Consider the following 24,042-nt stretch of genomic DNA (forward strand, 5'->3'; position numbering starts at 1 on the left):
CTTCTACTTAGAGGCATTCTCATTTGCTAAATCGGTATTTTTTTGGACAAACTCAGCAATTTCCCCGTCATCAATTAATTTTTGTAGCGCCTCATTTAATGCTTCTTGTAATTCAGTGCTACCTTTTGGCAAAGCAATTGCGTATGCTTCATCTTCCGCTGTTTCTAAAGCTACATCAGCGATTGCGATATCATCATTTTGTCCAACATATGATTCGGCAACGGCACTTTCTGCAACTAAAGCGTCAATAGAACCTTGTTTTAATTCAAGAACTAGACTAGGTACTTTTGGAACAGAAACAATCTGAGAATCTGGTAGTTGATCTTTTACAATTGATTCTTGAATCGAACCTTTTTGTGCACCCACTTTTTTACCACTTAAATCACTAACTTCTTTATATTTATCTAAGTTATCTTTATGCACGATTACTTTTTGTTCTGGTAAGAAATAATTCATTGTAAAATCAATTGATTTCTTACGTTCTTCTGTCGCAGAAATACCAGAGACAGCAATATCCACTTGACCTTGTTCCAAAGCAGCTAAAACGGCATTGAATTCCATATCAGAAAACTCAACTTTAGGAATACCTAGTTCTTTCGCTAAAGCATTCACCATATCAATATCAGCACCAACAATGGTATCTTTGCCATCAATCATTGCATGAAACTCAAAAGGTGCAAAATCCGCAGATGTTCCCACTTTAAGCACGCCTGCTTCTTTAATTTCTTCTAATTGATTAGTTGCTTCAGAAGCTTTACTAGAACCTGAACCAGCTGTTTCACCACCACCACAAGCTGCTAAAGCAAATAAACCTATTACGATACTCGTTAAACCAATTATTTTTTTCATACTAATTTCCCCTTTTAATATTTATACATAAATATTTCTTTTTTTAACTATATATGCACTTTATCATATAATTAATAAAAAATAAACAACAAATATGCATTATTTGTTGTTTTCGTATATATTCTTGCAAATTTTAGCTTTTCAAACGATAATAAAGAAAAGGATTGGAGGAATTTATATGTCTACAATGGTATTTGTCAATTTCCCCGTAAAAGATGTTGCTGCTTCTACAGCTTTTTATGAAAAGTTGGGTTTCAAAAAAAATGAGGAGTTTTCAACTGAACAAACAAGTTCAATGGTTTGGGATGATAATTTCTGGATTATGTTATTAGATCATTCATTTTATCAATTATTCATCAAAGATCGTACAATTGCAGATACAAAAACACAAAGTGCAACGTTAATTGCTTTTTCATTGAATAGTGCCGAAGAAGTTAAAAACTTTGGCAAAATTGCTGAAGAAAATGGTGGTAGTGTTTATAAAGTAGATATGGGCATTCCTGAAGATCAAATGTATGGATTAGAAGTAATCGATTTAGATGGAAATACACTTGAACCAACCTGGATGCAAGTATAAAAATAAGCCGAAATTCAAAATTGTTGAATTTCGGCTTTTCTTATTCTGACCATGGTAAATCAATTGATAATTTAGCAGCGAATTCTTTATACGCGCTACGTTCTTCTAAGCGACTAGCTCGACGTTTTTCGTAGCCACCACAAACCAATTGTTCTTCCTCGGTTTCAGGAATTACTTTTGGAACAGTGAATTCCGTTTCTTCATTCATATGCGAAGGTACTGCAACAAACGTTGTAAAACACGTTGCTGCTAGATAACGTTCACCAGTCACCAAGTCTTCTCCAATTACTTTGACAAATACTTCCATTGATCGATTATGTGCTCCAGACACATACGATTCGATACATACAGAGTGGTTATTATGTAATGGTTTTAAAAAATTCAACTGGTCTAACGATGCCGTTACCGCGCCTCTTCGACAATGTCTTGTAACTGAAATGGAGGCTGCATCATCAATCAAAGTCATTAGTTTTCCACCAAATAAAAAACCAAACGGATTCAAATCAAATGGAAAAATACGATGCGTTTGAATAACTTTCGATAATCGACAATAAGTTTCTTGCAAATAAATCACCTCAGCTGTAGTTTAGCACAAATTTTATTATAAGAACCAAAATTATAACATACATCTATTAACAATAAAATATCCGAACTACAGAGAGTGTGCCGCCTGCTACCTAGCAGGTTCTCGTCGCAAATTCAAAAGAGAATTAACGTCTCACACTCCATTTAGTTCGGATGTTATCGTTTGTTTAATATTTTCTAAAACGTTGATAACGTGCTTCTAACAATTCTGGTAAATCTTTTGCTGATAATTCCTTTAGCTTTCGAATCAAATCTGATTTCATTCGCTTTACTATTGCAGCTTCTGACAAAGGCTCACCACGAAATGTTTCCGGAATCACACGTTCAACAATACCTAATTCTTTTAATTCCTGTGCAGTGATTTTCATTAAATCAGCTGCTTCTTTGGCACGACTACCATCTTTCCAAAGAATTGAAGCAAATCCCTCTGGAGATAACACGGCATAAATTGAATGTTCCATCATCCAAACTTCATCGCCTAAGGCTAATGCTAAGGCACCCCCACTACCACCTTCACCTATGATAATGGCAATAATTGGGACACTTAAATCTGACATTTCTAATAAATTACGAGCAATTGCTTCGCCTTCACCACGTTCTTCTGCGCCAATTCCACAAAATGCACCTGCTGTATTTACAAAAGTAATAACCGGTCGATTAAATTTTTCTGCTTGTTTCATCAAGCGCAATGCTTTACGGTAACCTTCAGGGTGTGGTGAACCAAAATTACGTTTCAAGTTTTCAGGTAGATTACGTCCTTTTTGAATACCAATAACAGTGACAGGTTTGTCATCTAATAAAGCGACACCACCGACAACTGCTTCGTCATCTGCAAATAAACGGTCTCCATGAAATTCTTGATAATTGTCAAAGATGCGTTCAAAGTAGTCCAATGCAGTCAAGCGCTCTTTTGCGCGCGCTAATTGAACAATTTCATGTGCTGGTCTACCCATTATTCACGCCATCCTTTCATCGTATGCATTTTTACCAAAGAATGAATGCGATCACGTAGTTCTGTACGTTGCACAATTTGGTCAACAAAGCCATGTTCTAATAAGAATTCAGCTTTCTGGAAATCCTCTGGTAATTCTTGCTTAATTGTTTGCTCAATCACGCGACGACCTGCAAAACCAATCAAAGCTTGTGGTTCAGCTAAAATAATATCGCCTTCCATCGCAAAGCTTGCAGTTACACCACCCGTCGTAGGGTCAGTCAAAATCGTTAGATAAAATAAGCCTTTGTTACTGTGGCGTTTAACCGCAGCCGAGATTTTTGCCATTTGCATTAATGAAAAAATACCTTCTTGCATTCTTGCACCACCAGAAGCAGTGAACAAAACAACGGGTAAATTTAATTCAGTTGCTTTTTCAAATAAACGGGTAATTTTTTCACCTACAACCGTTCCCATACTTCCCATGATAAAATGAGAATCCATGATTCCTAAAGCAACTTCTTCACCTAAAACAACTGCTTTGCCGGTTAATACAGCTTCATGTAAATGCGTTTTTTCACGCATTTGTTGAATTTTTTCTTTGTAATTTGGAAAGTTTAACGGATCCGTTGTTTCAATGTCCGTATCCCATTCTTCAAAACTTTTTTCGTCAATCGTCAAAGCAATTCGTTCCCAAGCTGTAATACGGAAATTATAACCACAATTAGGGCAGACTTTTTCTGCCCCAATTTCTTTGGTATAAAGGGTATGTTTACAACTTGGACATTTCGCCCACATATTATCTGGCACAGAAGGTTCATTGATTGGCGTTGTGTCTCGATTTGGATTAATACGAATATAATCCTTTTTCTTCTTGAATAATGCCATAGATTTCCCTCCTAAACTTCAGGCGTCCAATTTGGTAAAAATTCTTCTTGTAAGAATGCTGTACTATAATCGCCAGCAATTACTTTGGGATGACTAATTAAATCCAGTTGAAATTCTGCATTAGTCACAACACCATCTGTAACTAACTCACTTAGAGCACGTTGCATTTTCATCAACGCTTCAAAACGATTATCTCCATAAACAATAACTTTTGCAATCATTGAATCATAATATGGTGGAATCGTATAACCTGAATACATCGCACTGTCAACGCGTAAGCCCATCCCACCACTTGGTAGCAATAAGTTATGAATTTTACCAGGCGATGGTGCAAAGTTAAACGCAGGGTTTTCGGCATTAATACGGCATTCAATCGCATGGCCTTTTAACACAATATCCTCTTGTTTTAAGCCTAGCTCTTCACCACTAGCAATTTCCAATTGTTTTTTTACTAGATCCACACCAGTAACCATCTCTGTAATAGGATGTTCTACTTGAATTCGTGTATTCATTTCCATAAAGTAAAATGAACCGGCTTCATCCATTAAAAATTCAATGGTACCTGCATTTTGATAATCTACAGCTTGAGCTGCTCGAACTGCCGCCATACCAATTTCTTGACGCTTTTCAGCAGAAATAACAACAGAAGGTGATTCTTCTAAAACTTTTTGATTGTTACGTTGCAATGAACAATCACGTTCGCCTAAATGAATGATATTTCCAAAGTTATCACCTAAAATTTGTACTTCAATATGACGAGCTGGATATACGATTTTTTCAATATACATATCGTCGTTACCAAAGGCCGCTTTAGCTTCTTGTTGTGCAGATGAGAAATGTTGAGGTAATTCTTCTTTTGTTAAAACTTTACGAATTCCTTTACCTCCACCGCCTGCTGCAGCTTTTAACATTACAGGATAGCCAATTTCTTCAGCAATCGTCAGTGCTTCTTCCACATCCGCAACAGCGCCATCACTACCTGGAATGACTGGTACATTGGCTTCAATCATCAAACGACGTGCATTGATTTTATTTCCCATATCATCAATTGTTTTGCTTTTCGGTCCAATAAAGACAATATTGCACTCTTCACACATTGAGGCAAAACGACTATTTTCGGAAAGAAATCCAAAACCAGGATGAATTGCTTCAGCTTTTGTTACAATAGCTGCGCTTAAAATTTGTTGCACGTTCAAATAAGAATCGGAAGCTTTAGCAGGGCCAATACAAATGGCTTCATCTGCTAATTCAGCATGTAATGCATTTTTGTCTGCTTCTGAGTAAACTGCGACTGTTCGTACGCCTAATTCACGACAAGCACGAATGATACGTACCGCAATTTCTCCGCGATTTGCAATTAATATCTTTGAAAACATAAGTCACCTATCCAATCATGAAGGTTAATTCAGCTTCGGCAACTTTTTTGCCATCCACTTTCGCTACACCTTTACCAATTCCAGCAGAAGCTTTTACTTTGATAATTTCCACTTCTAGAATTAGTGTATCTCCTGGTGTTACTTTTTTACGGAATTTTGCTTTATCAATTCCACCGAAATAAGCTGTTTTACCACGAAATTGCTCTAATGATAACAATGCTACTGCGCCAGCTTGAGCCATCGCTTCAACAATTAAGACACCAGGCATTACTGGTTCGTGAGGAAAATGACCTTGGAAAAATGGTTCATTGATTGTTACGTTTTTCTTAGCAACAACACGTTCGCCGTCTACTAATTCTTCTACGCGATCAATCAATAACATCGGATAACGATGAGGGATAATCTCTTTGATTTCTTGAATATTCAATACAGTCATAATTAACCTTCTTTCACACGGAACAGCGGTTGGTTAAATTCAACCACTTGTTCGTTTTCTACTAAAACTTCTACAACTTCACCCGAAATATCACTTGTAATTTCATTCATGACTTTCATTGCTTCAACAATACAAACAACTTCGCCTTTTTGGACACGATCGCCAACTTGTTTGAAGTTTGGTTTGTCTGGGCTTGGTTTTAAGTATACTACACCTACTAGGGGTGAAACAATTTCTGTTCCCGCAATTACTTCTGGCACTGGTTGTGCTGGTGTAGCTTGAACCGGTGCAGAAGCTGGTTGAACAGCTGCTTCAATTACTTGAGGTTGTTGTACTGGTGCTGATTGTACTACCGGCACAGTATTTTGTGTGCGTGATACGCTATTTTTATTTAAATATAATTCGAAATTTCCATCTTTTAGATTAAATTCAGTTAATGTGGATTGATCAAAAAGAGAAAGTAAGTCCTTTAACTCATTCAGTTCCATCCTTATGCCTCCCAACGTTTCATCAAAATAACTGCATTATGACCACCAAAACCAAGTGAATTGCTCATCGCATAGGTTAATTCTGCAGGTTTGCTTTCATTAATCACAACGTTTAAGTCAATTTCTGGATCTTGTTCTGTCACATTAATATTGGGTGGAATAAATTGATGTTGTAACGCTAATAATGTCGCAACGGCTTCCACTCCACCAGCTGCTCCTAATAAGTGACCAGTCATAGATTTCGTACTACTTACATACGTCTCTTTATAACTATCTCCTAATCCATAATGAATAGCAGTTGCTTCTGATACATCATTAGCTGGTGTACTTGTACCATGAGCATTGATATAACCAACTTCTGAAGGTTCAATCCCTGCCTCTGACATGGCTAATTTTATCGCTTTACCTGCACCTGAACCATCAGGATTTGGAGCAGTCATATGATACGCATCACAGTTTGCACCATAGCCTACAACTTCACCTAAAATATTTGCACCACGCGCTAGAGCATGTTCTAAGGATTCTAATAATAGAACTCCAGCTCCTTCACCCATAACAAAACCACTACGGTCTTTATCAAATGGTGTAGATGCTTTATTCGGATCAGATTCAGTTGTTAAAGCTGTTAAGGAAGCAAATCCAGCAATACCGATTTCACAAATCGTTGCTTCTGAACCGCCTGCAAGCATAACGTCTGCATAACCATGTTTGATATTACGGAACGCTTCTCCGACAGAATGTGTACCTGACGCACATGCAGTTACTGTCGTAGTACAAATTCCTCTAGCGCCTACACGTAATGCGATGTTTCCAGCAACCATATTTACGATTGACATTGGTACAAACATGGGTGAGACACGTTTAGGGCCTTTCGCATTCATTCGTGTTACTTGATCTTGAATTGTTGGTAAGCCACCGATGCCTGAACCAACCATCACACCAAAACGATCTGCATCGATCGCTTTCGTATCTAGTTGTGCCATTTCAATGGCATCTAAAGCTGCATGAATACCGAAAAGTGAAAATTCATCCATACGTTTCGTATCTTTTTTAACAAAATATTTTTCTAATGGAAAATCTTTGACTTCACCTGCAACAGAAATTCCTGTTGCTTCTGCATCAAATTTTGTAATTGGACCAATTCCATTGGTACCTTCTTTTAAACTTGTTAAGAATGTTTCTGGATCATTTCCGATTGGTGAAACGACACCATAACCTGTAATTACTACTCGATTCATAAATTTTCTCCTCTCTTAACCGTGCATGACCAATCCACCGTCAACATTTAAGACTTGACCAGTGATATATGGACTTTTTGCTAAGAAAATAGCAGTTTGAGCAACATCATCTACGTTTCCAAAACGTTGTAATGGAATCGTTTGTGTTACTTGTTCTTTCACTTTATCAGATAAAACATCTGTCATGTCTGTTTGGATAAATCCAGGAGCAATCGCATTACAAGTAATGCCTCGTGGCGCTACTTCTCTGGCTACTGATTTAGTAAAACCAACAACACCTGCTTTACTTGCTGCATAATTTGCTTGGCCTGCATTTCCCATCAATCCTGAAACACTTGAAAGATTAATGATTACGCCTTCACGTTGTTTCAACATTTTTTTCATGACTTGTTGGGTCATGTTAAATGTACCTGTCAAATTAATTTTCAAGACTTGTTCGAAATCTTCTTCTGTCATACGAAGCAACAACTTATCATTAGTGATGCCTGCATTATTGACTAAGACATTTACCGCCCCTAATTTTTCTTCTGCTTCTTTAATCATTTCGCCTGCATTTTTAAAGTCTGAAATATCGCCAGAAACGCCCACACATTTCACACCAAATTCTTCTATAGAAGCAATTAGTTCTTCTGAAATATCACGACGACCATTTAAGACAATATTTGCCCCTTCTTTGGCAAATGCTTTTGCGATGGCTAAACCAATGCCTCGCGTACTACCTGTAACAAAAACCGTTTTATCTTTTAATTCCATTTTTTCCTCCTAGGATAATAATGCCTCTGTCTCTTGTAGCGTCTTATCATCTTCTACACGAGACATCACTAATGTTTTGTCAATTTTTTTGATAAAACCTGAAAGAACTTTTCCTGGACCAATCTCAATCACACGTTCAATTCCCAATTCTTTTAACGTTGCTACGCTTTCAAAAAAACGAACTGGTGACATCACTTGACGTTCCAATAACTCTTTAATTTCGTTTTGTTGCATTACTTGAGCAGTAGTGTTACTAATAACCGGAACAGCCATTTCATTAAAAGAAACCTCTTCTAAGGCAATTTTCAACTTGTCTGCGGCGGGCTTCAATAAAGCTGTATGGAATGGACCACTAACGTTTAATGGAATCATTCGTTTCACACCGGCTTCTTTTAACAACTCAAGTGCTTGATCTACTGCTGCAACTTCTCCACCAATGACAATTTGTTGTGGTGTATTGTAGTTAGCTGGTGACACAATTCCTTGTTCACTCGCTTGTTTGCACGCTTCTTCAATCGTTTCAATAGGTGCATTCATAATCGCTACCATTTTACCTGTTCCTTGTGGTGCTGCAGTTGCCATGTATGAACCGCGTTTGGCAACTAATGCAACTGCTGTTTTAAAGTCTAATGCGCCACTGGCTACTAAAGCAGTATATTCACCTAAACTTAATCCAGCAACAGCATCTGCATGATAACCTTTTGCTTCTAATACACGCCAAAAAGCCACACTAACCGTTAGAATCGCTGGTTGAGTATATTCTGTTTGATTTAATCGTTCATTTTCTGTAAAACATAATTCTGCCATATCGTAGCCTAAGATTTCACTCGCCTCAGCAAATGTTTGACGAACAATTTCTTCCTGATCGAATAATTCTTGTCCCATGCCAACATATTGTGCACCTTGACCACTAAATAAAAAAGCTGTCTTCATGTTTCTCTCCTTTAAATTCCCGTTGATATTTGAGGATAAGTATTCGATTCATATCTACTCAACGTTGGATTTTCTATATAAAAGGAAAGGCTAGGCTTTTGGCCCAGCCTTAAAAATTAAGCTTGTTGTTGTTCTACGTATTTCACTAAATCTTCAACAGTTTTGATGCCGTCTTCAACTTCGATTTTCACGTCAAATTCGTCTTCAATTTCGTTGATGATTTGGAATAAATCTAAGCTATCTGCTTCTAAATCTTCTTGGATGTTTGTAGTTAATTTGATTTCTTCTTTATCTTTACCTAATTCTTCTGCTACGATTTCTTGAATTTTTTCGAATACCATGTTTATATTCCTCCAATTGTTTTGTACATTTTTAATTTTATATGACTACAGGTTTACAAAGTCAGCAACACGGTTCCCCATGTTAACCCACCACCAAAACCTGAAAGTACCACTTTTTGGTTGCTACCTAATGTTAAGACTCCTGAGGCAATGGATTCATCTAATAACAACGGAATTGTTGCTCCAGATGTGTTTCCATATTTATCCATATTTTGTAAGAATTTCTCTCTAGGAACTTTAATTTTCCGCGCAATTTTATCTAAAATACGCGAATTTGCTTGATGAAGTAAGAAATAATCAATTTCTTCTTTCTCTTCACTAATAAGCTCATCAATTGCCTTTGCTACGTCACGTGTCGCAAAATCAAAGATGTCTCGTCCAGCCATTGTTAAACAAGAACTCTGACTAGTATTCACTGATCCATAAGGACTATTAATCGCACGATAACCAGAAGTCAATGACATGCCTCTTGTACCATCTGCATGTAAGCTTTCTTTTAAGAGGTGTTGTTGTTCTGTTGCTTCTAATAAAATACCACCTGCTCCGTCACCAAACAATACCGCTGTTGAGCGATCTTGCCAGTCTAAAACTTTCGAAAGTACTTCGCCGCCAATAATTAATCCTTTTTTTGAACCTGTACGAATCATTTTTTCACCCATCGACAACGCATAGACAAAGCCGGCACACGCTGCACTTAAATCAAACGCTAACGCATTTGTCGCACCGATTGCCCCTTGCACCATACATGCCACAGAAGGTGAATTGTAATCTGGGGACATTGTTGCAACAAGAATAAAATCCAATTCCTCTGGAGCTGTACCGCTTTTTTGTACTAATTGCTTAGCAACATGGATACATAGATCAGAAGTATTCTCGTCTGTCGCAATATGTCGTGTTTTTATTCCTGTGCGAGAATAAATCCATTCATCGCTTGTGTCCATGATTTCTGCCAACTGATCGTTCGTTACAATTTTTTCAGGCACGTAACTGGCTGTTGCAGTAATCTGTCCAAAATTTGTCATATACATACGCTCACTTATATTCTTGTAAGAATTGATGAAGATTATCCAACGCTTTTAATAAAGCATGTTGTTCCTCTTCTTCCATGTTTACCAAAATTTCTTTAATCATTTGACTATGAAAATGTTGATGCACACGATACAATAATTTCCCTTTTTTTGTCAACGATAATTTGACAACTCGTCGATCATCTTCGCTACGAATTCTTTCAACGTAACCTTTTTTCACTAATCGGTTAATCGCGATGGTCAATGTACCCACTGTAATTGAAAGTTCTTTTGCAACTTCAGAAGTTGTCTTTTTTTTGTACATACCAATCGCTTCGATTGTGTGCATTTCGGTAATCGAAAGGTCATTGAATCGTGATTTTTTCAATTCTGATTCTTCGATTACTAAAATGTCATTAAAGACATCCACTAGTAAGCTATTAATTCTTTCAAAATCTGGTTTCATTGCTTCACCATCCGAATACTTTGATTATCAAATCATTTGACAATCAAACTATAATTCATATTTTTTAGAAAAGCAAGAGTATTTTCAGTTTTTTTTAAATTTCCATCTTATTTTCTGTAAATATAAAAAATATTCCCCTTTCAAATACTTTGATTTTCAAAACAATTTTACCATATTTATTAAAAAAATACCTTAATAACTTTATTTCCACTTGTTTTAATTTGAATTTTCTGCTATCTTCGAGTCAAATCTCCTTATAGAAATGGCGTGAAATCAACTATTGGCTAATTTAAAAGAAAAAGTAAAGATTTTACCAACCACACCTGGAATTTATCTCATGAAAGACCAATATGATGAGATTATTTACGTTGGAAAAGCCAAAAATTTAAAACAACGTGTCCGCTCTTACTTTCAAAAAAATAGCCAGCACTCAAAAAAAGTGCTGCGCATGGTTTTTAATATTCATGATTTTGATATTATCCAAGTGGATACCGAACTTGATGCCTTATTACTTGAGTGCCAATTAATTCAAACGTATCATCCATTGTATAACCAACAAATGAATCATTCGTTACGTTATAGTTATGTGACAGTTTCTCCAAAGGGTATTGAAATCAATTCAATGGTTTCTTCAAATAGTCTAGGCCCTTTTCGACAATATAAAAAAATTCCGATAGTAAGTCAAGTTCTGAGTGAAATTTATCAAATGCCTTGGGTCAACCACATTACAATGCATGCTTTGATTAAACAATTACCTGAAATGCAAAAAATCCCATTAAATCAACGGTTAAATGAAATTACCGCTTTTTTTCAAGGGACTGAGCAAAGCTATCTTCCTTGGATGGAACAACGAATTTCTTATTTATCTGAACACTTACACTTTGAACTCGCTCAAGCTCTAACCGAACAGCTTAACATATTAAACTATTTTTTCTTACAAAACAAAGAACTCGTGCGTTTTTCACAACAAAAAAAACTTATTTTTTCACTACCGTTAACTGAAACAACAAATAAATATTATCAAATTTCTTTTGGTCAAATCATTCATACGCAAATTCTCTCATTAAATGAAGCATTTCAACCAATTGAAAGCAGAGTAAAACCTTTCAGCTTAACGAAAACAACCATTGACCCCTTACTAATTTTAATGAATTATATGAAAAAGACATCTAAAAAGGGCTAGCATTTCGCTTTTTCCTTTTTAGACGTCTTTTTACTATTGAATTAAATCGTAAATTTCCATTGCAACAATATCAACATTATCAAATTGATACGGCTGATTAGATTCAGCTTCCGTTAATTCAAAGGTCTCTGTCGAGTTGTCATAAGTGACGATACATTTTTCAACGCCTTCTTTTTCAAAACGACGAACTTGTACCTCACTGTCTTGCGCTTCAATCATAGCTTCAAGACGTTTGATGATAGCGACTAATTGCGAACTTTTCATTCGTAGTCCCTCCCTTTTTTCATTTCTGTTACATTGTATCAAATGACTGGGTTACGTGCATTGTTTTTGCAAAATTTTTTTAAATTTTAAGATTTTTTCCCATCTTGCCACCAAAGTTTAATTAATGCTTGTGTCCCATCGTCTCCATAACCAGCCTTTTCTAGTTTTTCATAGAGTTGTTCAGCCAAAGTTGTACTTGGCAAGTCGATTCCCATGTTATTTGCTTCATCTAAAGCAATTTTCAAATCTTTAACAAAATGTTTTACAAAAAAGCCTGGGGAATAATTTTCTGCCAAAATGCGTGGGCTATAATTAATCATTGACCAGTTAGCTGCACTTCCACCAGCTAAGGTATCCAATATTTTAGACAAGTCCAATCCTGCTTGATTTGCATAAACAAGCATCTCTGTCATCCCGGTCATAGTACCAGCAATCATAATTTGATTGGCCATTTTAGCATGCTGCCCCTTTCCAGAGCCTCCATGCAACATACATGTTTTACCAAATTGTTCAAAAACAGGTAGGACATTTTGATAAGCGGCTTCTGAACCGCCAGCCATAATTGTTAGTGTTCCATTTTTTGCGCCTAAATCGCCACCAGATACTGGTGCATCTAAACTTTCTGCCCCGTTTTCATTTGCAGTTTGGGCAATTTTAACAGCTAAAGAAGGTGTACTTGTTGTTAAATCAACTAAAATTTTTCCCTTCACATCGGTGGCAAAAATCCCTGTGACAGCATGATAATAGGTTTCTTCAACATCGTGTGGATAGCCTACCATCGTGAAAATCAATTCACTTCCTTTTGTTACTGCTTTTGGTGAATCTTGCCACGTAGCACCTTTTGCTATTAGATCATCAGTTTTACTTTTTGTTCGATTGTAGACAGTTATATCATGACCTGCCGCTATTAAATGTTCTACAATCGCATGTCCCATGACACCTGTTCCGATAAATCCAATTTTCATGTCGATTCCCCCTCAAAAAAAGTTCACGTTTTTAGTATACGCTAAAAACGTGAACTTGAATATAATTTATTCTGAAGTTCCTTTAAATGATCGTAAACGTGTTTTCAATTTATCCATCGTTTCCGTCAATTCATTTTCTGAATGATTTTCTTCATAAAAAGTAATCATATCGTTATAAAATTCAATTATAGCTTTTCCAAAATATTCGGCAGAAATTTCATACATTTTTTGATCTAATATTTCTTGATTTTTCTGAATACCCGCTTGAACATACTCAATAAAACAAGAAGCAAAATCTTCATCTTTTTCAAATGTGACACCAAATGAGGCATCGCTAATTAATGTGTTCAAATAATCATTACCTTCAACAACCATTTGTGTCCCTGCTGCCATTGCTTCAGTATAGGTCAATCCTTGTGTTTCTGAGGTTGATGCACTAACGAAATAATTTGCAGCTTGATAATATAAGGCCACTTCATCATTTGGTACCTCACCAACAAATTGAACATATTCCATTAAACCTTTTTCGGTAACTAGTTCTTCTAATTCTTCTTTATACGGACCTTTCCCTACAATAACCATTCGGACATTCGGCAAAACAGCGAGTACTTCTGGTAAACCTTGAATAATTGCTTGAATATTTTTTTCATAAGATATACGGCTTAACGATAATACCATCAATTCTTTTTCTGTAATGCCCAATGCTGTACGCAAGTCTTGTTTCATTTCTTCTGTAATATCAGGTCGTTTAAACTTCTCAATTTCAATCCCTGTCGGAATAATTCGCATTGGTGCTACGACGCCATAGCTTTCTAGCTTTTCAATTACACGTTCGCTTGGACAAACTACACCAGTTGAGTGATTGGCAAACAATCGAGAAAAATATTTTACATGGACTGGACGAACAACTTTTCCCTTTGCAATATAATGTAGATAATCTTCATACATAGTGTGATACGTATGAATAACTGGTATACGCATTTTTTTACCCACCATCTTACCTAAAAGACCGGCACCGAACTCTGTGTGGGTATGAATTAAATCCAACTCTAATTCTTTGGCAATCAAATAGGCATACCACATGCCACGTACAACAATTCGGCGATCTTTAAATGAAATAAAAGGTACACTAGGCATTCGAATAATTCCTTCTTCAAATTCCGGTGCATTAGGATCCGTGGTCGTAAAAATAAATACCTCGTGTCCCATTTTTTCCAATTCATCTTTTAGTGTCCGAATAGATGTAGCAACACCACTTACTTGAGGCAAGTAAGTGTCTGTAAAGAACCCAATCTTCACGACATTCCCTCCAAACTCCGACTGTCTACTGCACTCCCCTTCAGCACAGTTTCATAGACTTTTTTTAATTCTGTTCCTATTTGCTGAATACTTTTTGATTGTGCTGTTTCATAGCCAGCTTTCGTTAAATCTGGCACTTGTTTCTCAACAATTTCTTCAATTTTTTGACAAAATTCTGCATTCGTTGTTCCCATATAAGCATTATAATCTTTTTTTAACCAACCTTCATATACAGGGATATCTCGAACAAGCACATTTTGATGACTTGCTAATGCTTCTAATACTACAATTCCTTCTGTCTCTTCATAGGAAGGAAAGAAAAATAAATCAGCATTGGAATACGCCCCTTCAATAATTTCTCCCTTAATATATCCTGGAAAAATTACATTGTCAGGGTGATTTCCTTTAACAATCTCCCGAATATCTTTTGGAATGGTATACATCGGAGTATGCCCAAACCAAATAAAGGTATATTGAGGCAACTGTTTAGCAATTTCGATAAAATCAGTCAAGCCTTTGCGATGGAAATATAAACCTACAGAAATAATCACTTTTTGTTCTGGATCCAATTGAAAGAATGCTCGAAACTTTTCTTCTTTCTTTTTACTTACTTGATATTTATCTAAATCAATGCCGTTAGAAACCACACTAATTGGTCGACGAATACCATAGCCTTCTAAAATTTTTTTAGCATAAACAGTTGGTGTAATTAAATGGTCACTATGAGAATACAAATAAATTAAATATTTTTTATATAATGAAGCCACTTGATTTGACCCAATAAACGAATTTCGAAAATCTTCAGCATTTGAATGTGCGTGATACACGACTTTTTTACCATTTTTTTTAGTACGACGAATCATCTGACGACTTTTAAAGCCATACGTATTAATGTGTAAAATATCATAATCATCGTTAGCATTTATTGTATAATCGACGCCTGCACATGTTAATGCTTTTTTTTGATGTTCAAAGGCGCGACCGATACCAGATTTTTCCAGCATTCGTTCTCCTTCAAAATAAAGAAGTACTTTCAAAAAAGTCTCCTCCCTTGTTATGTTTATTATTCAGTATATCATAGCCCCACCTTAGAATACTCCAACTATAGTCTTAGTTTCCAGACTATTTTTACACTTTACTTTCAAAAGACTGTCAATTCAAGCTTTTTATTTTTAGTATTACAAAACTGTTCGTTTATTTTCATGAATTTTTATAAAAATAACTAGTTTATTTTAACAATTCATGATACGGTGAATATACATTTTGGAGGTGTTTTACTTGAAAGTTATCGATATGCACTGCGATACAATTATGCGAATTTTCACTTCAACTGCCAATTTAGCTGAAAATAATTTACAAATTGATTTAGAAAAAATGAGACAAGGTGATTATTTATTACAAAATTTTGCTATTTTTTTAGACAAAGAAGCTGAAGACTCTCCCTATCAAACAGCTAAAGCAATGATTAATTGCTTTTATCAGCAAATGGAACAATATTCTCAAATCATTCGACCTGTGACTCGTTATGAAGAAATCATTCAGAACGATCAGCAGCATATCTTAAGTGCCTTATTAACAATGGAAGAAGGTGCACCTCTTGAAGGCAATGTCGAAAAGTTAGCTGAATTTTATCAATTAGGTGTCCGCATGCTGACTTTAACTTGGAACTATACCAATGAGATTGGTTTTCCTAACGCACGTTATTGGAATTCTGAAACACAGACACTTTCATCTCAACAAGGATTAACCAAAAGAGGCATTGAGATTGCACAGGCAATGAACGAATTAGGTATGATTATTGACGTTTCACATGGATCGGATCAATTAGTTGAAGACGTTCTGACACATACCACCGCACCTTTTGTAGCCAGTCATTCTAACGCTCGAGCATGTTTCCCGCACTTTCGTAATTTACCTGATTCGCTAATCAAAAAAATTGCTGACCGTGGTGGTGTGATTGGCTTGAATTTTTCTGAAGATTTTTTAAGAACCCGACAACAAAAATTACCACTTATTAATCAGTTAGTGACACATGCTATTCATATGAAGAATATTGGTGGAATTGATGTTATTGGTTTTGGTTCTGATTTTGATGGGATTCCAGTTAGCCATGAATTACCTGATGCAACCATTTTCCCTACTATTTATGATGCTTTTCAAAAAGCTGGATTTACTACCTCAGAAATTGAAAAGATTTTTCATCAAAATGTGTTGCGTTTATATAAAGAACTATTAATTTAACACTTTCTTATGCAAAAAGAGTCTAACGGCAATTTCATTAGATTCTTTTTGCAATTTCAATACAAATTATTGGTCACTCCATACTTCGCTAATCCTTATAACAAAAAAGTGATAGACCTAAAATAAGACCTATCACTCTTTCATATTTAAAATTCACTCCAGCTATCATCATCTGTTTTGTCAGAAATATTTTTCTTTTTATCTTCTCTTTTCTTTTTCTTTAATTCTACTATTAAAGAATAGATGGCAACAGCAGCTAATACAATTAATAATATTCTAAAAATAAAGAAAAACATATCTACTCACCATCTGTCACAACAGCATTCGCACCATTGACTGTAACCCAGCCATGTTCTTTGCGAGCTTGTGCTTCTTCATATTTAATTAGATTTTCAGTTACAGATTCAGCAATTTTTTTATTTGCTTCTGCCTCGGCTTCGGCTTGTTTAGTAATTTCATAAGCTTTAGCATCTGCTTGAGTTTTCTTTGTTTCAGCATCTAATTTAGCTTTTTCGTTTTCTTGCCCAGATAATACAATCGCATCAATTGATTTTTGTGTTTCTGCATCAATTTCAGGAACCCCTACCGTTACATCTTCCACAACAAATCCTTTTGTTTCAACTGACTTAGAAAAATTCGCTAATAAATTTCCTTCTGCTTCAGAAGATTTACCAGATAAAATATCTAAAATAGTATATTGAGAATAAACTTCTCTTGCTTCTTTTTGTAATTTTGATTTTAACCAGCCTTCTTCAATATCTTCTGAAGTAATGTTACCAAATTCTTTATACATTGCTGATGTTTTAGTCGGATCGATTTTATAATCATATTTAATATTTACAGAGGTCTTTTTACCATCTGATGTGGCAATTGAAACACTTTCTGCTTGAATTGTTTGTAAGCGAATTGGATATTGTGTTACTTTATCCAATCCTACAAATTTAATTCCTTGTCCTAAGGTTTCGTCACGTACACCGCCATTAATAGAATAACGCACCCCAACATAACCGTTTTCAATCTTTTCAAAAAAAACAAAAGCCCCTGCAATCACCGCTCCTAATACCACAACTGCCGTCAGACTTGTTTTAATAGCTTTGTTTGTACCGGTTTTATTTACTCCAGCTTTTTTCATCTTATTATCCACTCTTTCTTATTTAGTTGTTGTTTTAATTATTACATGTTTTTTTATTTCTATCAATTGATTATTTAAAAACCAGTCTAAAGGCTGAGAAATAAAAAAACATCCCATCTCTAAAGACAGGATGTTTAAAATTAATTTTTTAATGCTTATTCAGCAACGTATTCTTCAACTAAAGCAACGACTTCTTCCATTGTGTCGCAATCTTTAAGCGCACGATTTGCAAGTTCTTGCATTTTAGTAGTGTCTAAACGTTTCATTAAGCTACGAGTTTTTAGAATAGATGTTGCGCTCATTGAGAACTCATCTAAACCAATCCCCATTAATAATGGAACAGCCATTTGATCGCCGGCCATTTCTCCACACATACCAGCCCATTTACCTTCAGCGTGTGCTGAATCAACCACGTTTTTAATTAAACGTAAAATTGATGGGTTATATGGTTGATACAAGTAAGAAACTTGTTCGTTCATACGGTCTGCTGCCATTGTGTATTGAATCAAGTCATTTGTTCCAATACTGAAGAAGTCAACTTCTTTAGCAAAACGGTCAGCTAAAACGGCTGCTGCAGGGATTTCAATCATGATACCTACTTGGATACCATCAGCAACTGCGATACCTTCGTCAACTAATTTTTGACGTTCTTCGTCATACATTTTTTTAGCAGCGCGGAATTCTTTCAGCGTTGCAACCATTGGGAACATGATACGTAATTGTCCATGAACAGAAGCACGTAACAATGCACGTAATTGTGTACGGAACATGCCATCGCCTAATTCAGATAAACTGATACGTAATGCACGGTATCCCAAGAATGGGTTCATTTCATGTGGTAATTGTAGATATGGTAGTTCTTTATCGCCACCGATATCCATTGTACGAACAACTACAGGTTTACCATCCATGCCTTCCAATACCGCTTTGTAAGCTACATATTGGTCTTCTTCAGATGGGAAATCTGGAGCATCCATGTATAAAAATTCTGTACGATAAAGTCCAACAGCTTCAGCACCATTGTTATGGACACCAGTTAAATCTTTTGGTGTACCAATGTTTGCTGCTAGCTCAATGTGTTTACCGTCAGCTGTAACAGTTTGGGCATTTTTAAGTTTTTCCCATTCTGCTTTTTGTGCAGCGAAAGCTTCTCCAGCTTTATGGAATTCTGTAGCTTGTTCTTCAGTAGGATTGACGATAACATCGCCTTCGATACCGTTAACAGCTATAATATCACCTGCTTTTACTTTTGCAGTAATATCTTTTGTCCCCACAATTGCTGGAATCTCTAAAGAACGAGCCATAATCGCTGAGTGAGAAGTACGTCCACCAATATTAGTTACGAATGCTTTAACGAAATTACGATCTAATTGCGCTGTATCACTCGGTGTTAAGTCATGTGCAATCACAACAACTTCTTCATTAATCATAGATGGATTAGGTAAAGTTACTTGCAATAAATGTGCTAATACACGCTTCGCAACGTCACGGATATCCGCAGCACGCTCTTGCATATAAGCATTATCTTCCATTGCTTCAAACATGCCAATGTACATGTCTGTAACTTCTTTTAACGCAGATTCAGCATTAACTTTATTGTCTGAAATATTTTGCTTAATTTGACCAATCATTTCTGGATCGCTAAGAACCATTAAATGAGCGTCAAATACTTGCGCTTCTTCTTCGCCTAAAGCTTGAGCAGCTTTATCACGAATTTGTTTTAATTCTTCAGTAGATTTAGCTAGTGCATCATCTAGACGAGCTTCTTCAGCAGATATGTCTTCAACTGTAACTTTTGTAAAAGTTAAGTCAGGTTGAACTAATAGGTATGCCTTCGCAACTGCTACGCCATCACTTGCCGCAATTCCCTTTAGCATTTCAACCATTATTCAGACAATCCTTCCTTTTGCATTGTTTCAACGATAGCAGCAATTGCTTCTTTTTCGTCAGCACCTTCTGCAGTAATTGTAACGTCAGAACCTTGACCAACGCCTAAAGACATAACGCCCATGATTGATTTAAGGTTAACTGATTTACCTTTGTACTCTAAGTTAACATCAGAGTTAAATTTGCTCGCTGTTTGAACTAATAAAGTCGCTGGACGTGCGTGAATTCCTGTCTCAGCAATTACGTGAAAATCTTTCTTTTCCATATTATCAATCTCCTTTAGTGATATCTAAATTTTTTGTGAGGGCTTACTTTTGTCAACTCTTGTCTAACAGACAGAATTTAACCACCCTTTCAATTGTTAAGATTACCATTTTTTTGTTAGTTAGACAACCGTTTTCCCAAATAAATCATCAAATACTTACGAAAATTACTTTTTATTTCGCATCCATTTCATAGCGATAAATTATTTTCCCATTTAAACCAGCTTCCCCAACAAAGGATGTGCGGTCTTCTCGATTAATCCACACTTCACGAAACAAAAAAAAATCGTCTCTTTCTATTACAATTTCTTCAATCTCTCCATTTTGCAATTTATCTAATAAATCAACATAAGGGTTGTTTTCCATAGTTAAGCTCCTTTATTTAATTGTAATTCTTCTACCTTAAAAATTATAATTCTTTTTAAGAAAACTGCAAATTCAAATACTTGCACATCATTAAAAAGATTGTATAATAGTGTTAAAGGTCAAAGTTGGTCAATGGATTAATTGCCCTTCTTTTCCTGATTACTCACTACAAAAGACAAAACTGTATGAAAGGTCGTGAGACACTATGCTTTGCCAAAACTGTGGAAAAAACGAAGCGACAATTCATTTATATGCAAATGTCGGCGGACAAAGAAAACAAATTGATTATTGTCAAAGTTGTTATCAAAAAATTAAAGGTCAACAAACAACAAATGCGATGCCTCAAGATCCATTTGGCTTTGGTAGTCTAGATGATTTGTTTAGACAAATGTCTCAACAAATGCAACAAGGAACTCCTTCCTATAATCAGACGCCTCCTACCCAAGCAGGTGGAAATCAAAATAATTTTAATGGTGGGCAACCACCTATCAACAATACACCTGGAATTTTAGGTGAATATGGTATTAATATTACGCAACAAGCTCGAGATGGTGAAATCGATCCTGTTGTTGGTCGCGATTCAGAAATTAAACGTGTCATTGAAATTCTCAATCGACGAACAAAAAACAATCCGGTATTAATCGGTGAACCAGGTGTCGGTAAAACAGCTGTTGTTGAAGGATTGGCACAAAAAATCGTCGATGGTGATGTTCCTCAAAAACTTTTGGATAAAGAAGTAATTCGTCTAGATGTTGCTTCATTAGTTCAAGGAACAGGTATCCGTGGTCAATTTGAAGAACGCGTCCAAAAACTAATTGAAGAAATTAAGCAAGCGGAAAATATTATCCTATTTATTGATGAAGTGCATGAAATCGTAGGTGCTGGTAGTGCTGGGGATGGTAACTTGGATGCCGGTAATATTTTGAAACCAGCATTAGCTCGTGGCGAAATACAAATGGTAGGCGCGACTACACTTAGTGAATATCGTATCATTGAAAAAGATGCTGCGTTAGAACGTAGAATGCAGCCTGTTCGTGTGGACGAACCATCTGTTGAAGAAACAGTTACCATTTTAAAAGGTCTCCAACCACGTTATGAAGATTATCATCATGTAAAATATACAGATGAAGCAATCCGTGCTGCGGCTGTTCTTTCAAATCGTTATATCCAAGACCGTTTCTTACCAGATAAAGCAATCGATTTATTAGATGAATCTGGTTCAAAAGAAAACTTAACTATTCAATTTGTTGATCCAAAAGTTATCGATAAAAAATTAGCAGATGCCCAACAACAAAAACAACTAGCTTCTCAGGAAGAAGATTTTGAAAAAGCAGCTTATTATCGAGACCAAATCAATAAATTACAAAAAATGAAAGAACGTCAAATTACTGAAGAAGAAACACCTGTAATCGATGAAAAAACTATGGAACAAATCGTTGAAGAGCGGACAGGTATTCCAGTCGGTGAACTAAAAGAAAAAGAACAAGCCCAATTGAAAAACTTAGCCATTGACTTAAAAGAACATGTGATTGGTCAAGATGAAGCAATTGATAAAGTAGCCAAAGCGATTCGTCGCAATCGTGTCGGTCTTGGCAAGAAAAATCGTCCGATTGGCTCTTTCTTATTTGTAGGTCCAACCGGTGTCGGAAAAACAGAACTTGCCAAACAACTAGCTTATGAAATGTTTGGTTCAGAAGATTCAATGATTCGTTTTGACATGTCGGAATATATGGAAAAACATAGTATTTCTAAATTAATTGGTTCCCCTCCTGGTTATGTTGGTTATGAAGAAGCTGGACAATTAACTGAAAAAGTGCGCCGTAATCCGTATAGTCTCATTTTATTAGATGAAGTAGAAAAAGCTCATCCGGATGTATTGCACATGTTCTTACAAATCTTAGATGATGGACGTTTGACAGATGCTCAAGGACGCACAGTCAGCTTCAAAGACACATTAATCATTATGACAAGTAACGCTGGGTCAGGCAAAGTAGAAGCCAATGTAGGTTTTGGCGCTGCTCGAGAAGGCATCACTCGTTCTGTCTTAAATCAATTGCATCATTATTTCACACCAGAATTCTTGAACCGTTTTGACGGTATCATTGAATTCAAAGCGTTGAGTAAAGAAAATCTATTGAAAATTGTTGCGTTGATGTTAGATGAAGTAAATGGCATGTTAGAACAACAACATTTACACATCGATGTCACACCAGAAGTGAAAGAAAAACTCGTAGAACTGGGCTTTGATCCAGCAATGGGTGCTCGTCCACTACGTCGAACAATCCAAGAACAAATTGAAGATGGGATTGCCGAATTCTACCTCGATCATCCAACCGAACATTCACTTGAAGCAACTTTAAATGATGAGGGTAAAGTAATTATCGCAACAAAAAACGTTGTCGTCGATGAAAAAGAATAAACTAGATTTACTATCTAAAAAAAAGTTGGTCAAATATCATTTTTTGACCAACTTTTTTTAATTTTTTAAGAGATAATACTTTCTATTTCTTTGAAAAGAAAATATAATTATCCTATAGACAAGAGAATGTGAGGTGAGCGATATGAAGTTGGTAAATGTAACAAACAGCCACTCTCGATTAGTCAAACAACAACTCGAGAATACCGATGCTTCATTAGTTAAAGTTTTCACTGCTGGTAATACCACTGTTATTTATACTGAAGCACCGCTCCATAATGAAATTTTAATTGTAAATAATAAGAGGAAAATCCATCCAGAAGAAATCGAAGAAATCAAAAAACACTTTTTAGCTAAGATTCCTTCTGAATTGTACTCTGATAAAGATATAACCATTATTGAAGACAATGAGTTTATTGAAATATCGATTCCTAAAGCGTTACCTGTAGAATAAAGAAAAAATATCCAAACTATGGAGAGATTGTACATCATCTCCTATAGTTTGGATATTTTTATTCATAAAATCCTTTAAGTTCAGCAATTTCTTTATTATGCTTTGGATAACCTTTATCTCCTAAAACCATCACCGCAAATTCTAAACGTTCTTTTCTTCGCGGACTATTTTCTACGATGTGTTTAGCGATTGCTCGTTCATACCCTTCATGCTCCAAATCGGTGATTAATTGATAATAATTTGCAATATTTTCTTTTGCCAAACGAACTGCCTGAGCTTTTTCCATATTCGACTCTTTCAGGTAGCTCTGGAATAAATCATAAATTTCTTTTGAATGAGTAGCACTATATTTATCTTCTTCATTCATTTGTTGAAACTCTTCTTTATTCCAATATGAATCTTTACGAACTTTTTGTGCGAATAAATCATTTAATTTATATCTTTGAATAAAGGTTTCGATTGTCTCATTCACAATTTTTTCTGCTTCTTCAATGCCATCAATAGTTGCAGGGTCTAGGCTATTAGAAATTTCTTTGCCATTAAAAACAATAGTTACTTTTAATTGATTCATTACTCTGTTCACTCCTTTAACGTTATTTTAGAATATTTGTGGCAATGTCGCAATGAATGAAAAATAATATTTTCCCTTTAAGTTCCCTAGCTACTTTTTGTTCTCTCTATATAATGTAGTTACTTTTACATAA

At 35.7% G+C, this 24,042-nt stretch carries 28 protein-coding genes; 5 read left to right on the forward strand and 23 right to left on the reverse strand.

Features of this window, described 5'->3' with window-relative positions:
- Positions 1-3: 3 nt before the first annotated feature.
- Positions 4-849, reverse strand: a complete 846-nt coding sequence (locus DOK78_RS11620; RefSeq protein ID WP_207940199.1) for a transporter substrate-binding domain-containing protein — start codon at positions 847-849, stop codon at positions 4-6.
- Between the two features lie 178 nt (positions 850-1,027).
- Here DOK78_RS11620 and DOK78_RS11625 point away from each other — a divergent pair, with 178 nt between their 5' ends.
- Complete coding sequence (locus tag DOK78_RS11625; protein WP_207940198.1) at positions 1,028-1,426, forward strand: VOC family protein; 399 nt, start codon at positions 1,028-1,030, stop codon at positions 1,424-1,426.
- Positions 1,427-1,466: 40 nt separating this feature from the next.
- Here DOK78_RS11625 and DOK78_RS11630 read toward each other — a convergent pair whose 3' ends face one another.
- The 12 genes from DOK78_RS11630 to DOK78_RS11685 all read right to left on the reverse strand — a co-directional run bounded on the left by DOK78_RS11630 (position 1,467) and on the right by DOK78_RS11685 (position 10,868).
- Positions 1,467-1,991 (reverse strand): acyl-CoA thioesterase, encoded by a 525-nt coding sequence (locus DOK78_RS11630; RefSeq protein ID WP_207940197.1) that lies wholly within the window; start codon positions 1,989-1,991, stop codon positions 1,467-1,469.
- A gap of 187 nt (positions 1,992-2,178) precedes the next feature.
- Positions 2,179-2,964 carry an acetyl-CoA carboxylase carboxyl transferase subunit alpha gene (locus tag DOK78_RS11635; protein WP_207940196.1) on the reverse strand — a complete coding sequence of 262 codons (786 nt, stop codon included), beginning with the start codon at positions 2,962-2,964 and terminating at the stop codon, positions 2,179-2,181.
- Complete coding sequence (gene accD, locus DOK78_RS11640) at positions 2,964-3,830, reverse strand: acetyl-CoA carboxylase, carboxyltransferase subunit beta (RefSeq protein WP_207940195.1); 867 nt, start codon at positions 3,828-3,830, stop codon at positions 2,964-2,966. Before accD ends, DOK78_RS11635 begins: the two co-directional genes overlap by 1 nt.
- 11 nt (positions 3,831-3,841) lie before the next feature.
- On the reverse strand, positions 3,842-5,206 hold the full coding sequence (locus tag DOK78_RS11645) for an acetyl-CoA carboxylase biotin carboxylase subunit (protein ID WP_207940194.1): 1,365 nt from the start codon (positions 5,204-5,206) through the stop codon (positions 3,842-3,844).
- 7 nt (positions 5,207-5,213) lie between these two features.
- Positions 5,214-5,633 carry a 3-hydroxyacyl-ACP dehydratase FabZ gene (gene fabZ, locus DOK78_RS11650; protein ID WP_207940632.1) on the reverse strand — a complete coding sequence of 140 codons (420 nt, stop codon included), beginning with the start codon at positions 5,631-5,633 and terminating at the stop codon, positions 5,214-5,216.
- 11 nt (positions 5,634-5,644) lie between these two features.
- A complete protein-coding gene (accB, locus tag DOK78_RS11655; RefSeq protein ID WP_207940193.1) occupies positions 5,645-6,130 on the reverse strand; it encodes an acetyl-CoA carboxylase biotin carboxyl carrier protein in 486 nt (161 codons plus the stop codon).
- Positions 6,131-6,132: 2 nt separating this feature from the next.
- Positions 6,133-7,368: a beta-ketoacyl-ACP synthase II gene (fabF, locus tag DOK78_RS11660; RefSeq protein ID WP_207940192.1), complete on the reverse strand. Its 1,236-nt coding sequence runs from the start codon at positions 7,366-7,368 to the stop codon at positions 6,133-6,135.
- Positions 7,369-7,383: 15 nt separating this feature from the next.
- Positions 7,384-8,121, reverse strand: a complete 738-nt coding sequence (gene fabG / locus DOK78_RS11665) for a 3-oxoacyl-[acyl-carrier-protein] reductase (protein WP_207940191.1) — start codon at positions 8,119-8,121, stop codon at positions 7,384-7,386.
- Between the two features lie 9 nt (positions 8,122-8,130).
- The gene (gene fabD, locus DOK78_RS11670) at positions 8,131-9,054 is read right to left on the reverse strand and encodes an ACP S-malonyltransferase (protein WP_207940190.1); all 924 of its coding nucleotides are present in this window, start codon (positions 9,052-9,054) and stop codon (positions 8,131-8,133) included.
- 116 nt (positions 9,055-9,170) lie between these two features.
- Positions 9,171-9,395 carry an acyl carrier protein gene (locus DOK78_RS11675; RefSeq protein WP_207940189.1) on the reverse strand — a complete coding sequence of 75 codons (225 nt, stop codon included), beginning with the start codon at positions 9,393-9,395 and terminating at the stop codon, positions 9,171-9,173.
- Positions 9,396-9,448: 53 nt separating this feature from the next.
- Positions 9,449-10,417 (reverse strand): beta-ketoacyl-ACP synthase III, encoded by a 969-nt coding sequence (locus DOK78_RS11680; RefSeq protein WP_207940188.1) that lies wholly within the window; start codon positions 10,415-10,417, stop codon positions 9,449-9,451.
- A 10-nt stretch (positions 10,418-10,427) separates the two neighbouring features.
- Positions 10,428-10,868 (reverse strand): MarR family winged helix-turn-helix transcriptional regulator, encoded by a 441-nt coding sequence (locus DOK78_RS11685; RefSeq protein WP_207940187.1) that lies wholly within the window; start codon positions 10,866-10,868, stop codon positions 10,428-10,430.
- A gap of 337 nt (positions 10,869-11,205) precedes the next feature.
- Here DOK78_RS11685 and DOK78_RS11690 point away from each other — a divergent pair, with 337 nt between their 5' ends.
- Entirely contained in the window at positions 11,206-12,051 is an 846-nt protein-coding gene (locus DOK78_RS11690) for a GIY-YIG nuclease family protein (protein WP_207940186.1), read from the forward strand.
- Positions 12,052-12,084: 33 nt separating this feature from the next.
- Here DOK78_RS11690 and DOK78_RS11695 read toward each other — a convergent pair whose 3' ends face one another.
- The 4 genes from DOK78_RS11695 to DOK78_RS11710 form a co-directional block, all read right to left on the reverse strand.
- A complete protein-coding gene (locus DOK78_RS11695; RefSeq protein ID WP_016175387.1) occupies positions 12,085-12,315 on the reverse strand; it encodes a YkuJ family protein in 231 nt (76 codons plus the stop codon).
- 86 nt (positions 12,316-12,401) lie between these two features.
- Complete coding sequence (locus DOK78_RS11700; protein WP_207940185.1) at positions 12,402-13,280, reverse strand: NAD(P)-dependent oxidoreductase; 879 nt, start codon at positions 13,278-13,280, stop codon at positions 12,402-12,404.
- Positions 13,281-13,346: 66 nt separating this feature from the next.
- On the reverse strand, positions 13,347-14,579 hold the full coding sequence (locus DOK78_RS11705) for a glycosyltransferase (protein ID WP_207940184.1): 1,233 nt from the start codon (positions 14,577-14,579) through the stop codon (positions 13,347-13,349).
- Positions 14,576-15,616, reverse strand: a complete 1,041-nt coding sequence (locus DOK78_RS11710; RefSeq protein ID WP_207940183.1) for a glycosyltransferase — start codon at positions 15,614-15,616, stop codon at positions 14,576-14,578. The genes DOK78_RS11705 and DOK78_RS11710 overlap by 4 nt, the downstream gene beginning before the upstream one ends.
- Positions 15,617-15,848: 232 nt before the next feature.
- Here DOK78_RS11710 and DOK78_RS11715 point away from each other — a divergent pair, with 232 nt between their 5' ends.
- Positions 15,849-16,820, forward strand: coding sequence for a dipeptidase (locus DOK78_RS11715; protein WP_339076401.1), 972 nt, complete (start codon positions 15,849-15,851; stop codon positions 16,818-16,820).
- Between the two features lie 146 nt (positions 16,821-16,966).
- Here the strand turns inward: DOK78_RS11715 and DOK78_RS11720 are convergent, their stop codons facing one another.
- The 5 genes from DOK78_RS11720 to DOK78_RS11740 all read right to left on the reverse strand — a co-directional run bounded on the left by DOK78_RS11720 (position 16,967) and on the right by DOK78_RS11740 (position 20,468).
- Positions 16,967-17,116 (reverse strand): hypothetical protein, encoded by a 150-nt coding sequence (locus DOK78_RS11720; RefSeq protein WP_207940181.1) that lies wholly within the window; start codon positions 17,114-17,116, stop codon positions 16,967-16,969.
- A 2-nt stretch (positions 17,117-17,118) separates the two neighbouring features.
- The gene (locus DOK78_RS11725) at positions 17,119-17,952 is read right to left on the reverse strand and encodes an SPFH domain-containing protein (RefSeq protein WP_243430406.1); all 834 of its coding nucleotides are present in this window, start codon (positions 17,950-17,952) and stop codon (positions 17,119-17,121) included.
- Between the two features lie 155 nt (positions 17,953-18,107).
- Entirely contained in the window at positions 18,108-19,838 is a 1,731-nt protein-coding gene (ptsP, locus tag DOK78_RS11730; protein ID WP_207940180.1) for a phosphoenolpyruvate--protein phosphotransferase, read from the reverse strand.
- On the reverse strand, positions 19,838-20,104 hold the full coding sequence (locus tag DOK78_RS11735; protein WP_016175407.1) for a phosphocarrier protein HPr: 267 nt from the start codon (positions 20,102-20,104) through the stop codon (positions 19,838-19,840). Before DOK78_RS11735 ends, ptsP begins: the two co-directional genes overlap by 1 nt.
- A 172-nt stretch (positions 20,105-20,276) precedes the next feature.
- Positions 20,277-20,468 (reverse strand): hypothetical protein, encoded by a 192-nt coding sequence (locus tag DOK78_RS11740; RefSeq protein WP_207940179.1) that lies wholly within the window; start codon positions 20,466-20,468, stop codon positions 20,277-20,279.
- Between the two features lie 205 nt (positions 20,469-20,673).
- Between DOK78_RS11740 and DOK78_RS11745 the strand changes: the two genes are divergently transcribed.
- Both DOK78_RS11745 and DOK78_RS11750 read left to right on the forward strand, forming a co-directional pair.
- Positions 20,674-22,887, forward strand: a complete 2,214-nt coding sequence (locus DOK78_RS11745; RefSeq protein ID WP_207940178.1) for an ATP-dependent Clp protease ATP-binding subunit — start codon at positions 20,674-20,676, stop codon at positions 22,885-22,887.
- A 142-nt stretch (positions 22,888-23,029) separates the two neighbouring features.
- The gene (locus tag DOK78_RS11750; protein ID WP_207940177.1) at positions 23,030-23,338 is read left to right on the forward strand and encodes a DUF1827 family protein; all 309 of its coding nucleotides are present in this window, start codon (positions 23,030-23,032) and stop codon (positions 23,336-23,338) included.
- A 58-nt stretch (positions 23,339-23,396) separates the two neighbouring features.
- Here DOK78_RS11750 and DOK78_RS11755 read toward each other — a convergent pair whose 3' ends face one another.
- Positions 23,397-23,909: a hypothetical protein gene (locus DOK78_RS11755; protein ID WP_207940176.1), complete on the reverse strand. Its 513-nt coding sequence runs from the start codon at positions 23,907-23,909 to the stop codon at positions 23,397-23,399.
- Positions 23,910-24,042 lie beyond the last annotated feature (133 nt).

It is taken from the genome of Enterococcus sp. DIV2402, from assembly GCF_017426705.2.
Lineage (GTDB): Bacteria > Bacillota > Bacilli > Lactobacillales > Enterococcaceae > Enterococcus_F > Enterococcus_F lowellii.